We start from the raw sequence: 14,468 nt of genomic DNA, 5'->3' as shown, positions 1-14,468 counted from the left end.
TCAATGCAGATATTCGTAAATCTTCTCAGCCAGTGCGTCGCTGATGCCCTCCACCTGCGCCAAATCCTCCCTGCTTGCCGCCGCCACGCCGCGCAGGCCGCCGAAGCGGGTCAGCAGGGCTTGGCGGCGTTTGCTGCCCACGCCCGGAATATCGTTCAGCGAAGACGTAATCCGCGCTTTGTCGCGTTTTTTACGGTGGCCGGTAATGGCGAAACGGTGCGATTCGTCGCGAACGGTTTGCAGAAGATGAAGCGCGGGGCTGTCGGGCGGCAGACGGAACACTTCGCCGCTAAACGGCAGAATCAGTTCTTCCAAACCGGCTTTGCGTTCGGGGCCTTTGGCAATGCCGACCAGCGGAATGCCCAAGCCCAATTCTTCCCACACACCCACCGCCACGCCGATTTGCCCTTTGCCGCCGTCAATCAATACCGCGTCCGGCCATTTCACCGCTTCGCCGTTGGCCTCTGCCTCCTGCATTTTGCCGTAACGCCGCGTCAGCACTTCGCGCATGGCGGCGTAATCGTCGCCGGCTTTGGCAGTCGTGATGTTGTAGCGGCGGTACTGGCTTGGCTGGATATTCTGTTCGTCGTACACCACGCATGAGGCCACGGTCGCTTCGCCCTGCGTGTGGCTGATGTCGAAACACTCAAGGCGGTTGAGGCCGTCTGAATCCATGTTCAACACTTTGGCCAACTCTTCGATCCGGTTTTGCTGGCTGCTTTGCTGCAAACGGCGTTGTTCAATGGCGATACGCGCGTTTTGTTCGGCCATTTTCATCCATATCCTGCGCTCGCCGATGGTTTTGGTAACGAACTGAATCTGCCTGCCCTGTTCTTCAATCAAGGCCTGCCGCAGGCTGTCAGGCAGATTGAAATTGCTGATGATGATGTCGGGCTTGGCCTTGCCCAGATAATGTTGGGCGACAAACGCTTCGGCATAATCCTGCACATTCGGGTCGGGGTCGTGGCGCACATCGGGAAAGAAACTCTTGTCGCCCACATGCCGGCCGCCTCGCACGCTTACCCAATGGATACACACAAGGCCGTCTGAAACCGCTGCGGCCAGCAAATCGATGTCGTTGGGATTATTCGGATTTTTACTGTCGATAAACTGGCTGCTCTGCATCACGCCCAAGGCCTGAATCTGATCGCGGTAGCGCGCGGCTTCCTCGAATTGCAGCGCAGCCGCGGCCTGCTGCATTTTATTGTGCAGCACTTGTGTCAGCTCATCGGTTTTACCGCCCAAAAAACGCGCCGCCTGCTGCACATCGGCGCGGTAGTCTTCGGCGGAAATATGGCCGACACAAGGCCCCGAGCAGCGTTTGATCTGATAAAGCAGGCAGGCGCGTTCGCGGTGTTCGAACACGCTGTCTTCGCAGGTGCGCAGCTTGAACACTTTCTGCAAAATCTGAATGCTGTCGCGCACGGCATAGCCGTTGGGGTAAGGGCCGAAATACTGGTTGGGCTTTTTCAGCGTGCCGCGGTAATACGCCATCTGCGGATACTCATGACCGCTGAACATCAGATACGGATAGCTTTTGTCGTCGCGGAACAGAATATTGTATTTGGGCGACAAAGCCTTGATGAAATTGTTTTCCAAAATCAAAGCCTCGGTTTCCGAACGCGTTACCGTAATCTCAATGTGGTGTACCTGCCGCACCATCAGCGCAATGCGCGGCGACAGGGCTTTTTTCTGGAAATAGCTTGACACCCTCCGCTTCAGGTTCACCGCTTTGCCGACGTACAGCACATTGTTCTGACTGTCGAACATGCGGTACACGCCCGGCAGGTTGGGCAGGTTTTTCAGGAAAATATCAATATCGAAATCTTGGGTTTCGCTCACGGGAAGACTCGTCGGATAAGGTTTGGTCGGTATCGGAAATAAGGCTTGAACGGTGGTTTTCAACGTTTTGGGGATTTGTGCCGAATGCTTTGAATCATTCAGGTCGTCTGAAAATATCGCCGCTTTCAGACGGCCTGTTTAAAAATCTCCGCATAATCCGTATTCGAAAGCGGCGGATTCTGAATCCGCTCGGACAACTCCGTCAAATCAATAAACCGCGCCTGACGGTGGTATTCTCTGCCGTGCGCATAAAGCAATACCGCCGGAACGGTCAATACTTCAAACGCGGCCACCGCTTCCGGCTGTTCGGTCAGATTGATTTCCAGAGCCGTCAGCGCATGTTTCTCCGCCAAAGCCTGCACACGCGACTTCATCACGTGGCACACGCCGCAATTCGTGCCGGAAAGATACAGCAAGGCTTGCGGAGCGTTGGCGAGTACAGCCAGCGTTTCGGTCAAAGAATAAGTGTTCATGCCAAAGACGGTGAATATTTTTCAGACGGCCTCATTATAAGGGATAACGGAAAGGCCGTCTGAAGCAATATCTGCGTCTGTCGTTTCTTGAATGACAAACTGAGCTACGGGGTAAAAGTTCAGACGGCAATCAAGCCTGTCCCTTAACTTGACCCGTCGTGTAGTCTATTTAACCATTGATTTCTTGGTAAGAATATATTTTGAAACAATAGGATATTAATAGCAGAATTTATCTTTCAACAAATTTATGCAACCAAAAAGGCCGTCTGAATATTCAGACGGCCTTGGTTCCCAATTAAGTGTTAAGCACGCTGCTTACCGGCTGCGCTCGACAAAACGGTAATAGGTTTCACCGTCCTGCACATAACCCAATTCCACACGGGCAATTTCGGAAATGGCTTCTTGACCGTTGGCCAAATCATCCACTTCCGCCGCCAAGAAATTATTGCGCAAAGTGAGCGTTTGGTTTTTTTCCTCCTGCACCGCAAGTTGTTCCTTCAACTCGTCCGCATGTCCCCAACTGCCCTTGCCGAACCACAGGCTGTATTGAAAGCACACGAGTGCAATGGCTAAAACGATGGTCACCCACTTCATGCAACATACTTCCTATACTTATTTGCCCAATTGGTAGAATGCGGCTTTGCCCGGATAGTAGGCGGCTTCGGCCAACTCTTCTTCGATGCGCAGCAATTGGTTGTATTTCGCCATGCGGTCGGAACGGCTCAACGAACCGGTTTTGATCTGCATACAGTTGGTAGCCACGGCCAAGTCGGCAATGGTACTGTCTTCGGTTTCGCCCGAGCGGTGGCTCATCACGCTGGCGTAACGGTTGCGTTTGGCCAGATCAACGGCTTGCAGGGTTTCGCTCAGCGTACCGATTTGGTTGACTTTTACCAGCAATGCGTTGGCCACGCCTTTTTCGATGCCTTCGGCCAAGATTTTCGGGTTGGTCACAAACAAGTCGTCGCCGACCAATTGCACTTTGCCGCCCAATTTTTCGGTCAGCAGTTTCCAACCTGCCCAGTCGTTTTCATCCATACCGTCTTCGATAGAGATGATCGGATATTTGGCTGCCAAGTCAGCCAGGTAGTTGGCAAATTCTTCGCTGCTATAGGCTTTGCCTTCGGCTTCCAAGTGGTATTGGCCGTCTTTGTAGAATTCGCTTGATGCGCAGTCTAAGGCAAACAATACGTCTTCACCGGCTTTGTAGCCTGCGGCTTCGGTAGCTTCCACCATCAGCTGCAACGCTTCCTCATGGCTGTTCAGGTTAGGAGCAAAACCGCCTTCGTCACCCACGGTAGTCGGGAAACCTTTGCTGTCGCACAATTTTTTCAGCGCATGGAAAATTTCCGCACCGCAGCGCAAGGCTTCACGGAATGATTTCGCGCCAACCGGCATAATCATAAATTCTTGAATGTTCAGGCTATTGTTGGCATGTTCACCGCCGTTGATAACGTTCATCATCGGAACAGGCAAAGCCATCGGACCAGCACCGCCCAAGTAGCGGTACAGCGGCAAACCCGAATCTTCGGCTGCAGCGCGGGCAATCGCCATGGATACGGCCAAAGTCGCATTGGCTCCCAAGCGGCCTTTATTGTCGGTACCGTCCAATTCAATCATGATTTTGTCGATATAAGACTGCTCGCTGGCATCTACGCCAATCAGGGCTTGCGCAATTTCGTTATTCACATGCTCAACCGCAGTCAATACGCCTTTGCCCAAGTAACGGCTTTTGTCGCCATCACGAAGCTCAAGGGCTTCTTTTTGGCCGGTCGATGCACCGCTCGGTACGGCTGCACGTCCCATCACGCCGGATTCCAACAATACATCACACTCAACAGTAGGATTACCGCGCGAATCCAAAATTTCGCGGGCAAAAATATCAACGATTGCGCTCATGAAAAATCTCCAAGTTAAGGGTAAGGAAAACCATATTGGGAAACTGCTCTGCTCTTTCAGACGGCATAGAGGCCGTCTGAACATCAAGAATCAGGTTTCCGATTAATCTTTCATACAAATTCAAACTCGAAATCCGTTTTCCTGTTTTATTCAAGGAAAAAAGCATTCCGATCAACCTGCTTTTCAATCCGTCATAGTTTAACAGTTTTTCAGACGGCCTGATAGCCGTAAAATTTAGATCCTGGTCAAAAGGCCGTCTGAAAAACATTGTAACGCAACCTTTTCAGACGGCCTTGAGCCGGATTAACAAATTAACGGTGGTAATTCGGTGCTTCTTTGGTAATTTGCACATCGTGTACGTGCGATTCGCTCATGCCTGCTGATGTGATTTCGACGAATTCGGCTTTTTCGTGCATTTCGTTAATGCTCGCACAACCCAAATACCCCATGCTCGAACGCAGACCGCCCATCAGTTGGTGGATGATGTTCACAATCGGGCCTTTGTAAGGTACGCGGCCTTCGATGCCTTCGGGAACGTATTTGTCGGTACTGTCGGTTTTGTCTTGGAAGTAACGGTCGGCAGAGCCTTGGCTCATCGCACCCAGCGAACCCATGCCGCGGTAAGATTTATAAGAACGGCCTTGATACAGTTCGATTTCGCCCGGTGCTTCTTCCGTACCGGCAAACATACCGCCCAACATCACGCTGTATGCACCGGCAGCCAAAGCTTTGGAAATATCACCCGAAAAACGGATGCCGCCGTCGGCAATCAGGGGAACGCCCGTACCTTTCAAAGCTTCGGCCACATTATGCACCGCCGTCAGTTGCGGCACGCCGACACCGGCCACGATACGCGTCGTACAAATCGAACCCGGGCCGATACCCACTTTCACCGCGTCCGCACCAGCCGCGACCAAGTCCAAAGCAGCTTGGGCAGTAGCGATATTGCCGCCGATAACCTGCACTTGCGGATAGTTTTCTTTCACCCAACGAACGCGGTCAATTACGCCCTGGCTGTGGCCGTGCGCGGTATCGACCACAATCACATCAACGCCTGCTTCCACCAATGCTTTCACGCGCGCTTCGGTATCGCCGCCGGTTCCCACCGCGGCACCGACACGCAGACGGCCTTCGGAATCTTTGTTGGCATTCGGGAATTCGGTGGTTTTAATGATGTCTTTAACGGTAATCAGACCTTTAAGTTCGTCTTGGGCATTCAATACCAAAACACGCTCGACTTTGTGTTTGTGCATCAGCTCGCGCGCATCTTCAATGCTGGTACCCTCCGCAACCGTTACCAAACGTTCGCGCGGGGTCATAATGGCGGACACGGGCAAATCCAAACGCTCTTCAAAACGCAAATCGCGATTGGTGACAATACCGACCACTTTGCCGTTTTCCACCACCGGCAAGCCCGACATTTTGCGTTTGCGCTCGGCACGCTGCTTCAATAAATCTCCGATTAAGACATCCGGCGCGACGGTTACGGGATCTTTCACGATGCCACTCTCGTGGCGTTTCACTTTCGATACGGCACGGGCTTGAAGCTCGGGCGTCATGTTTTTATGGATGATGCCGATGCCGCCTTCCTGAGCCATCGAAATGGCCAAACGGGCTTCGGTAACGGTATCCATTGCAGCAGAAAGTAAGGGGATATTGAGCGTGATTTCGCGGGTGAGTTTGGTTTGGAGCTTGACGTCGCGCGGCAGCACGGTTGAATGTGCAGGAACCAGTAAAACGTCGTCAAAAGTATAGGCTTTTTCTACGATGCGCATGATGCTCGGGCTTTCAGTTTGTGCAAGATGCACGGCATTATAGCATGTAAAGCATCCGCTTGACAGAGAGGCTTGTTGCATTTGCTTTGATTTTTACAATATGCACAATTCCCACACAAAGGACTGCCCAACGGGTCAGTTTAGAATCTTTTTATGACGTTCCGTTTAAAAAAACAGTAAAATACTGGAAAATAATTCAATCCCTCATTTTTACCCGGAAAACATAATGAAACCGATCCCAACATATACTTTTCTCACCGTTGCCCTCCTTGCCTTGTCTGCCACTGTTTCTGCCAACAGCGTATATACCTGGCGCAACGCCAATGGTAATCCTACTTATTCCGACGTACCCAACCGTCTGCAACCTGCACGCAGCAACACCATGAACGTGCGCACGCAAACCGTATACCAGCCGGCCAAACCTGTTGCGCCAGAACAGACGGAAGGTTCGATTGCCGAACAGCAAAACCAACTTAACCAAAAAATTACCGAAGCCAACAAGCAGATTGAAGCGCAAAATCAGAAGATTGCTGAAGAGAACCAAGCGATGAAGGACGATAACTGCAAAGCCGCACGCCTTAACCGCGAATATGCCGAATCCGCCCGCAGCAACAACCGCGAGGCATTGAAGCAGCGTTACGATGCCGACATCGAAAAATACTGCAATTGATTTTGAAAACAAATGAGGCCGTCTGAATATTCAGACGGCCTCAGCCGTATTGGCGGCAAAACAACTATTGGAATAAAGCGGTAATTACGTCGGTAAACGGCAGATTGAAGGCTGACATCCTGAAAGGCTGGTTGCATCACAGATCCTGAAAGTCGCATCGGGACAGTTAAAATCATCATACTGTTAACAAATATGGTCGCTTCGAATAAAAATAATACAGCGTTGCCATTTCCCTTATGCACCGGGTGTACACAGCGGCCGCTGTCGCCTTGTCTTAATTTTTATTTGAAACGACTGTACAGATCTTTTTCCGGCGAAAGATTTCATGACGATAAATACAGTACCAACGCTTTATCACGGTCGTTTTCAAACATCAGCCGCACATTGCCACCCGCCACTCCGGTAACGCGCACCAATACTCCGCCGATTTGCCGCTCCAGTATTTCCAATTGCGCCCCACCCCGCTGCTGATACACCAGTTGCGGGCAGGTTTTCAGGCACCAATGGTTTTGCCAGTGGATAAAGTATTTTTCGCCCGATTGTAACGCTAACTTTTCGTCTCCCTTGACGATAAAATACGGATAATCGGGTTTCTTGGTGCGGAAAGACCATTGCGCGCGCTCTTTTTTGCCTTTGCGTTCAAACTCGAAAACCGCCCGATACAGCGTATCGTATTCCAATGGGCGGATAGGAAACAGCGCAAACTGACGCTCGTCGAACTCGCGGTTCGGGTCGCTATGCTTGGTCAAGATCCGCGTATTCTTTATTTCCTGTTCACCGCGATACAGCTTGAATGACCGCATTTCCACGCGTCCGGCCTGTTCGGAAAAGACAATGCTGACCGGATTGCCGGTAAATTCATGCCCCGGCATCGGATCCGGCCGCTCACCCTGAAAGTCGGGCATGGCAAAATGCCCCGTCGGATAAACCGTATATAAAAGTTCGCGGCGGTTTTGCACTTCGTCGGCGTACACCACCGCACCGTTGTGACAGGAATGCTTGTAAAAATAACGGTTCGGCTCGGCTTTCAGACGGCCTAAGCGGCACAGGCGGTCAAACGCCCGATGCCCCTGATTTGCCACCAACGCGGCATGAGCGCCATCTGTTTCGTACGCTACCCCTACTTCATCAATACTCTGCTCCAATAATGAAAAACGGTGGTAAATCGCCGTCATCAAACCGTCGAGCTGCTGTTGTACCACAAATTCAGACGGCCTGTCGGTATCTTGAAAACGGCTGCTGGTGCTGACGTTTTCATGTACGCCTTCATACATATAGCCCGTATGCCTTGCCCGTTCAGACGGCCTGTTGCCGGTAAAATAAGGGCTGGCTCGGTTTTTTTCGTCATGGCCGTCATCGGGATGCTGCGTCAGATACCGCGCATGATTGCGGGCGGATTGTTCCAATACCGACGAATGCGACAACGGTTGCAAACCTGCCGTTTCACGCAGGAAGTTTAAATAGCCCAAACCGTCCAAGCCCTCTACCGCCGATCTGTCTTGTGGTGCACTCGGCTGCACCAGATTTTCAGGCGCAATTTTGTAGGACTGCTGATATTGGAATAAGGCAAAGGCGGCGGCAAACAGGCCGAGCCAGAGGATGAGGGATTTCATGTATTTTTTCAGACGGCCTTTATCGGGCACTTCGCGATTTTAGTGGTTTAAATCAATGTCATTTTGGCCGAATACGACGATAAGGCCGTCTGAAAACAAAATCTTTATTTCAGACGGCCTTGAAAAGCGGATTCATTTTTTCGGCTGTATTTGGAATGTTTCGGGGTGTTTTTTCAGATATTCGGTTGCCGCAAAACCGCCGCCCATCAGAATCAGCAGGATGACGGCCAATACAATCATGGCGGTAACGAATTTATCCATGACATTCCTCCGAAAGGCCGTCTGAACAATATTGTTCAGACGGCCTTTTGCTGCAAAACCTTAACGTTCAATCTGCGATACGTCGCGCACCGCACCTTTGTCGGCGGAAGTCGCCATCAGACCGTAGGCGCGCAGGGCTTGGGAAACGTAGCGGTCGCGGTTGACCGGTTTCCACGCTTGGCTGCCGCGGTTTTCCATTTCGGCGCGGCGTGCGGCCAGCTCTTCGTCGGAAATTTTCAGGTTGATGCTGCGGTTCGGGATGTCGATTTCGATGGTGTCGCCTTCGTTGACCAAACCGATGGCACCGCCCTCTGCCGCTTCCGGCGAAGCATGACCGATGGACAAACCCGACGTGCCGCCGGAGAAACGGCCGTCGGTCAGCAAGGCGCAGGCTTTGCCCAAACCTTTTGATTTCAAATAGGAAGTCGGGTACAGCATTTCCTGCATACCCGGGCCGCCTTTCGGCCCTTCGTAACGGATAATCACGATGTCGCCGGCAACGATTTGGTTGGCCAAAATGCCCTCCACCGCCGCATCCTGGCTTTCAAACACGCGCGCACGGCCGGTGAATTTGAGAATACTGTCGTCCACGCCGGCGGTTTTCACCACGCAGCCGCGCTCGGCGATGTTGCCGAACAGGACGGCCAGGCCGCCGTCTTGCGAATAGGCGTGCTCCACGCTGCGGATACAGCCTTTTTCACGGTCGAGGTCGAGCGTTTTCCACATGCGGTTTTGCGAGAAGGCCTGTGTGGTGCGCACGCCGCCGGGTGCGGCTTTGAAGCGTTCGACGGCGGCGGTATTTTCAGGGTTGGTTACGTCCCATTGTTTGATGGCTTCGCCTAAAGTCGGCGCGTGGATGGTGGAAACGTCGGTGTGCAGTTTTCCTGCTTTTTCCAGCTCTTTCAGGATGGCGAAGATGCCGCCGGCGCGGTGTACGTCTTCCATGTAGTAGTCGTGGTTGTTCGGCGCGGTTTTGCAGATGCAGGGTACGACGCGGCTCAGGCGGTCGATGTCGGCCATTTTGAAATCGACACCGGCTTCGTTGGCAACGGCCAGCAGGTGCAAAATCGTGTTGGTGCTGCCGCCCATGGCGATGTCCATCGTCATGGCGTTTTCAAAGGCTTTTTTGGTGGCAATGCTGCGCGGCAGGACGGTTTCATCGTTTTGCTCGTAATAGCGGCGCGTGATGTCCACAATCAGACGGCCTGCTTCGAGGAACAAGTCTTTGCGGCCTGCATGGGTGGCCAGATAAGAACCGTTGCCCGGCAGCGACAAGCCCAGTGCTTCGGTGAGGCAGTTCATCGAATTGGCGGTAAACATGCCGGAACACGAACCGCAGGTCGGGCAGGCGTTTTTTTCGATGGCGTCGATTTCTTCGTCACTGACGGCATCGTTGGCTGCTTCAATCATCGCGTCCACCAAATCCAGCTTGCGCTCGTCTTGGATGTTGATGGCACCGATGACTTTACCCGCTTCCATCGGGCCGCCTGAAACGAAAATAGTCGGAATGTTCAGGCGCACAGCGGCCATCAGCATTCCGGGGGTAATTTTGTCGCAGTTGGAGATGCACACCAATGCATCGGCGCAATGGGCGTTGACCATATATTCCACCGAATCGGCGATCAAATCGCGGCTGGGCAGCGAGTACAGCATCCCGCCGTGCCCCATCGCGATGCCGTCGTCCACGGCGATGGTGTTGAATTCTTTGGCAATTGCACCGGCTTTTTCGATTTCGCGGGCGACGAGCTGACCCATATTATGCAGATGGACGTGGCCGGGCACGAATTGGGTGAACGAGTTGGCAATGGCGATAATCGGCTTGCCGAAATCGGCGTCGGCAACGCCTGTCGCACGCCACAACGCGCGCGCACCGGCCATATTGCGGCCATGGGTAGAGGTTTTGGAGCGGTAGTCCGGCATGTTGTGTTCCTTTGTTTATGGCGGCGGCGTATTTAAAGGCCGTCTGAAAATGGGGGAAATTGTTAACAAAAATAAAGTCGTTATTTTATACCAATCAGGCGCAAATCAGTATCTTAATTTGTCGTTTTCTAACAGGAAATAAAAGATGAGTTTACTATACCTGTATTTGCTTTTCATATAGATTATTAGCTCAAATATACAAACAGGCCGTCTGAAATTTTCAAACGGCCTTTATCATATAAAACCTATTCCCATGTTTTTTGGGCAAGAATTTTAGCCATCTCTTCAACAGAAGGAAGAGGATTTTTACCAACAATTTCATCCAATTTAAATATTCTCGTTCCCATTGGCGCTCTTGGTGTAATCTTTTTATAATCAGTTTTATAAAAATGATCTACAAAAAAATATCGAATATTATATAAATCCTTTTCCCCATAACTTTTTTGATATTCAATAGCCGACGAAATTTTTGTTTTTATGTCATCGCTTAATGAACCTTTTTCAGCTTTATAATCTATCTTGCCTTCATTATTTTGAAAAGGAACCACAATCGCCGTAACTTTGCCAATAGCTTGTACACTTTTGTCTTTATAAAGCCCTAAATAATCATGTGGCTTGAACTTACGATTTATATCATCAAAATACATATTGTTTTCGCGATTAAAATCGAAAGTTTGGCCGGCCAGCTGCACACGGAGCTTATTCCATGCATCAGAAGCGACAATTAAGCCATCTTCTTCACAATAACTTAAATAATCTTCTAAAATATCTTCCATTTCAAAGTCTCGGCTATCGAGCACATTTTTAAATCCCTCTGCCAGCTCTTGAAAAGTAGTATGAATATGGATAATATCACTAGATTCTTTTTGATTATAATCTTCTAATTCTTTTTCAAACTCCCGTTTCTTTTCCTCATTCATATATTCAGATGAGAGTGTAATCAATACTTTATACTTCTCTTGCCCAAACGCTGACAGATGATTTCTTAGCTGTTCTTTATAAAACCAATCTGTCATCTTGGTCTCAACAACCAATTTAAAGCTTTCTTGTTGAATAATCGCATCCGGTCTGCTGCTCTTGTTTGATGCTTGTAATGTAAACACTAATTCCGGTTCAAAATCCTTATCTTCAAAAAATAAATCTTTTAATAACTGAAAAAACTTATTCGAAGAGTAGGCATACAAACGGGAAAGCAGCAACATCGTATTGGCTGTTGCCACGTCTTCCCCTTTATGATAACGCTGAAAATAATGAATTTTCATAACATTTCCTTTGCTACTTTATTTTAATTCGTTTAACCAGTCGCGCGGTTTAAGAAACTCGTTTAAACGCGCTTCATCGCTGCCTGCTTCTGGTTGATATTGATATTCGAAGCGCACCAGCGGCGGCATCGACATCAAAATGCTTTCGGTGCGCCCGCCGCTTTGCAGGCCGAAGAGCGTACCTCTGTCCCACACCAGATTGAATTCGACATAACGGCCGCGGCGGTAAAGTTGGAAATCGCGCTCACGTTCGCCGTATGCGGTGTGCTTGCGCTTGGCGGCAATCGGCTGATACGCGGTTACATAACCCTCGCCTACCGCGCGGATAAAGTTGAGACAGGTTTCAAAATCCCAACGGTTCAAGTCGTCGAAAAACAGGCCGCCCACGCCGCGCGTTTCGCCGCGGTGTTTAAGATAGAAATATTCGTCGCACCATTGTTTGTATTCGGGATAAACGTCCGCACCGAATGGGTCGCAGACATTTTTCGCCACCGTATGCCAATGCAGAATATCTTCTTCAAACGGGTAAAACGGCGTGAGGTCGAAGCCGCCGCCGAACCACCAAACGGGTTCCTTCCCCTCAGGGTAGGCAATGAAAAAACGCACGTTGGCATGACTGGTCGGCACATACGGGTTTTTCGGGTGAATCACCAGCGATACGCCCATTGCTTCAAACGCGGCACCGGCCAATTCGGGGCGGTGCGCCGTGGCTGAAGCGGGCATTTTTTCGCCCTTGACGTGGGAAAAATTCACGCCGGCCTGCTCGAAAACCGCACCGTTTTTCAACACGCGCGATTCGCCCTTTCCAAGTTTGCTTGTCCATTCGTCGCGTACAAACACCGCGCCGCCGTCTTCGGCTTCGAGCGCGGCGCAGATATGGTTTTGCAGGTTTTTCAATACGGTCAACACGGCTTCTGTGTGCATGATGTTTCCTTGTTTTATTCGGGTTGAGGCCGTCTGAAAACGGAATTTCAGACGGCCTGAAATGACTTGGCAATTAAGCCAAGGTATCCAAAATCCGGCGTAAATCGTTCGCTCCGATTTGTCCGGGCGCAGAAGCCTGCGCCGCCGCACCGAAGGTCATGGCCGAGCCGAAGGTTTGTCCGGCAAGACGGCTGATGACGCCGAGTTTTCCCATCGACATGGTAACAATCGGCTGTTGCGCCGTTTGATACGCTTCCTGAGTGGCATCCAACAGCGTCAACACGTCGGCAGCGGTTTGCGGCATCACGGCGATTTTGCAGATGTCGGCCCCCAGGCTTTCCATTTTTTTCAGACGGCCTGCGATTTCATCCTTAGGCGGTGTTTTGTCAAAATCATGGTTGCACAACAAGGCGGCCATGCCTTTCGTTTTTGCTGCCCGAACCGCCGCTTTGACCTTTTCGTCACCGGCGAACAACTCGATGTCGATAATATCCGCCAAGCCCGATTCGATTACACGGTGAACCAAGCTGAAATAATACTCATCGTCACAAGGGCATTCACCGCCCTCTGCCGCACGTCGGAAAGTAAACAGCAGCGGCGTATCCGGCAAGGCTTCGCGCACTTCCGCCGTCCGCGCCAGCACGGCATCGGCATCGGCGGCGATGTCTAAAAAATCAACGCGGAATTCTACGATGTCGAAGCTCAAGCCGTCTAAGGCGGCAACGGCTGCCTTCAAGCCGTCTGAATTTTTAGCCACCAGCGGCACAGCGATTTTCGGTCTGCCCTCACCCAGCGTGACGTTTCTGATTTTGACGGTATTCATTTTCTCTCCTTTATATTTGTTAAGTTATACTTCGGTTCTACCGATGCCGCCATCCACTTGCAAAACAAAATATCGATAAAAAACGTATTTAAACAAATAAAAGGCCGTCTGAAAAGCATCCATACTTTCAGACGGCCTGCGGTTCTCAGCGCATTATTGATCCACAAACGCACGTTCAATCAGGTAATCGCCGCGCTGGCCGACTTTGGGCGACGGGGTCAGGCCGAAGCTGTCGAGAATGGCGGCGGTGTCTTTGTTCATCGCGGTACTGCCGCACAGCATGGCGCGGTCGTCTTGCGGATTCATCGGCGGCAGGCCGATGTCTTCAAACAGTTTTCCGCTCTTCATCAAATCGGTCAGACGGCCGTGGTGTTCGAATTCCTCGCGCGAAACCACCGGATAGTAAATCAGTTTTTCCTTGACCATTTCGCCCAAGTATTCATGCTCGGGCAATTCTTTGGTGAAGTGATCGTAATACGCCAAATCCTGTTTGTAGCGTACACCATGCACCAAGATGATTTTCTCAAACTGCTCGTAAATATCGGGGTCACGGGTCACGCTCAAGAACGGGGCGAGGCCGGTACCGGTAGAAAGCAGATACAGGTGCTTGCCCGGATTCAGGTCGCCGGCCACCAAAGTTCCGGTCGGTTTTTTACTGATCAAAATCTCATCGCCCACCTGCAAATGCTGCAAACGGCTGGTCAAAGGGCCGTCCTGAACTTTGATGCTGAAAAATTCCAAATGCTCTTCCCAGTTGGCCGAAGCCACGCTGTAGGCGCGCATCAGCGGCTTGCCGTCCACCATCAGGCCAATCATCACGAACTGGCCGTTTTCAAAGCGCAGGGATTCGTCGCGGGTGCAGGTGAAGGAGAAATAGGCATCCGTCCAATGATGCACGGACAACACTTTTTCAGTATAGAATTTTGATGACATGAATCTTTTCCTATGAACAAACGCCGTTGCCGGCAATTTTGCGTAAATTATATCAACATAAAAAATATTACTT

The 14,468-nt window shown here is 50.9% G+C and carries 13 protein-coding genes; 1 reads left to right on the top strand and 12 read right to left on the bottom strand.

Going from position 1 to position 14,468, the window contains the following annotated elements:
* The 5 genes from uvrC to guaB all read right to left on the bottom strand — a co-directional run bounded on the left by uvrC (position 1) and on the right by guaB (position 5,989).
* Positions 1–1,842 (bottom strand): excinuclease ABC subunit UvrC, encoded by a 1,842-nt coding sequence (gene uvrC / locus ACM67E_RS06195; RefSeq protein ID WP_416190600.1) that lies wholly within the window; start codon positions 1,840–1,842, stop codon positions 1–3.
* A 125-nt stretch (positions 1,843–1,967) separates the two neighbouring features.
* Positions 1,968–2,315: a thioredoxin family protein gene (locus ACM67E_RS06190; RefSeq protein WP_416190599.1), complete on the bottom strand. Its 348-nt coding sequence runs from the start codon at positions 2,313–2,315 to the stop codon at positions 1,968–1,970.
* A 315-nt stretch (positions 2,316–2,630) separates the two neighbouring features.
* Positions 2,631–2,909, bottom strand: a complete 279-nt coding sequence (ftsB, locus tag ACM67E_RS06185) for a cell division protein FtsB (protein WP_416190598.1) — start codon at positions 2,907–2,909, stop codon at positions 2,631–2,633.
* A gap of 18 nt (positions 2,910–2,927) precedes the next feature.
* Positions 2,928–4,214, bottom strand: a complete 1,287-nt coding sequence (eno, locus tag ACM67E_RS06180; RefSeq protein ID WP_416190597.1) for a phosphopyruvate hydratase — start codon at positions 4,212–4,214, stop codon at positions 2,928–2,930.
* Positions 4,215–4,525: 311 nt separating this feature from the next.
* Positions 4,526–5,989 (bottom strand): IMP dehydrogenase, encoded by a 1,464-nt coding sequence (gene guaB / locus ACM67E_RS06175; RefSeq protein WP_416190596.1) that lies wholly within the window; start codon positions 5,987–5,989, stop codon positions 4,526–4,528.
* 226 nt (positions 5,990–6,215) lie between these two features.
* Here guaB and ACM67E_RS06170 point away from each other — a divergent pair, with 226 nt between their 5' ends.
* Positions 6,216–6,659: a DUF4124 domain-containing protein gene (locus ACM67E_RS06170; RefSeq protein ID WP_416190595.1), complete on the top strand. Its 444-nt coding sequence runs from the start codon at positions 6,216–6,218 to the stop codon at positions 6,657–6,659.
* Between the two features lie 323 nt (positions 6,660–6,982).
* Here the strand turns inward: ACM67E_RS06170 and ACM67E_RS06165 are convergent, their stop codons facing one another.
* From ACM67E_RS06165 to ACM67E_RS06135, 7 genes are all read right to left on the bottom strand, one after another.
* Positions 6,983–8,272, bottom strand: coding sequence for a CAP domain-containing protein (locus tag ACM67E_RS06165; RefSeq protein ID WP_416190594.1), 1,290 nt, complete (start codon positions 8,270–8,272; stop codon positions 6,983–6,985).
* Positions 8,273–8,404: 132 nt separating this feature from the next.
* On the bottom strand, positions 8,405–8,533 hold the full coding sequence (locus ACM67E_RS06160) for a hypothetical protein (RefSeq protein ID WP_416190593.1): 129 nt from the start codon (positions 8,531–8,533) through the stop codon (positions 8,405–8,407).
* 60 nt (positions 8,534–8,593) lie between these two features.
* The gene (gene ilvD, locus ACM67E_RS06155; protein WP_416190592.1) at positions 8,594–10,453 is read right to left on the bottom strand and encodes a dihydroxy-acid dehydratase; all 1,860 of its coding nucleotides are present in this window, start codon (positions 10,451–10,453) and stop codon (positions 8,594–8,596) included.
* Positions 10,454–10,698: 245 nt separating this feature from the next.
* Positions 10,699–11,715 (bottom strand): hypothetical protein, encoded by a 1,017-nt coding sequence (locus ACM67E_RS06150; RefSeq protein WP_416190591.1) that lies wholly within the window; start codon positions 11,713–11,715, stop codon positions 10,699–10,701.
* A gap of 18 nt (positions 11,716–11,733) precedes the next feature.
* Positions 11,734–12,639 (bottom strand): oxygen-dependent coproporphyrinogen oxidase, encoded by a 906-nt coding sequence (gene hemF / locus ACM67E_RS06145; protein WP_416190590.1) that lies wholly within the window; start codon positions 12,637–12,639, stop codon positions 11,734–11,736.
* Between the two features lie 73 nt (positions 12,640–12,712).
* Positions 12,713–13,462 carry a type I 3-dehydroquinate dehydratase gene (gene aroD / locus ACM67E_RS06140; RefSeq protein ID WP_416190589.1) on the bottom strand — a complete coding sequence of 250 codons (750 nt, stop codon included), beginning with the start codon at positions 13,460–13,462 and terminating at the stop codon, positions 12,713–12,715.
* 153 nt (positions 13,463–13,615) lie between these two features.
* A complete protein-coding gene (locus tag ACM67E_RS06135) occupies positions 13,616–14,395 on the bottom strand; it encodes a ferredoxin--NADP reductase (protein WP_416190588.1) in 780 nt (259 codons plus the stop codon).
* Positions 14,396–14,468: the final 73 nt, after the last annotated feature.

This window comes from Neisseria sp. CCUG12390 (genome assembly GCF_047837985.1).
In the GTDB taxonomy this organism is placed as follows: domain Bacteria; phylum Pseudomonadota; class Gammaproteobacteria; order Burkholderiales; family Neisseriaceae; genus Neisseria.
The sequence above is the reverse complement of the archived record's forward strand: the minus strand, read 5'-3'. Positions and strand labels throughout refer to the sequence as shown.

Excerpts from the sequence above, each read along its gene's own strand:
- ACM67E_RS06190 (WP_416190599.1), bottom strand. The coding sequence starts at position 2,315 with ATGAACACTTATTCTTTGACCGAAACGCTGGCTGTACTCGCCAACGCT.
- ftsB (WP_416190598.1), bottom strand. The coding sequence starts at position 2,909 with ATGAAGTGGGTGACCATCGTTTTAGCCATTGCACTCGTGTGCTTTCAA.
- eno (WP_416190597.1), bottom strand. The coding sequence starts at position 4,214 with ATGAGCGCAATCGTTGATATTTTTGCCCGCGAAATTTTGGATTCGCGC.
- guaB (WP_416190596.1), bottom strand. The coding sequence starts at position 5,989 with ATGCGCATCGTAGAAAAAGCCTATACTTTTGACGACGTTTTACTGGTT.
- ACM67E_RS06170 (WP_416190595.1), top strand. The coding sequence starts at position 6,216 with ATGAAACCGATCCCAACATATACTTTTCTCACCGTTGCCCTCCTTGCC.
- ACM67E_RS06165 (WP_416190594.1), bottom strand. The coding sequence starts at position 8,272 with ATGAAATCCCTCATCCTCTGGCTCGGCCTGTTTGCCGCCGCCTTTGCC.
- ACM67E_RS06160 (WP_416190593.1), bottom strand. The coding sequence starts at position 8,533 with ATGGATAAATTCGTTACCGCCATGATTGTATTGGCCGTCATCCTGCTG.
- ilvD (WP_416190592.1), bottom strand. The coding sequence starts at position 10,453 with ATGCCGGACTACCGCTCCAAAACCTCTACCCATGGCCGCAATATGGCC.
- ACM67E_RS06150 (WP_416190591.1), bottom strand. The coding sequence starts at position 11,715 with ATGAAAATTCATTATTTTCAGCGTTATCATAAAGGGGAAGACGTGGCA.
- hemF (WP_416190590.1), bottom strand. The coding sequence starts at position 12,639 with ATGCACACAGAAGCCGTGTTGACCGTATTGAAAAACCTGCAAAACCAT.
- aroD (WP_416190589.1), bottom strand. The coding sequence starts at position 13,462 with ATGAATACCGTCAAAATCAGAAACGTCACGCTGGGTGAGGGCAGACCG.
- ACM67E_RS06135 (WP_416190588.1), bottom strand. The coding sequence starts at position 14,395 with ATGTCATCAAAATTCTATACTGAAAAAGTGTTGTCCGTGCATCATTGG.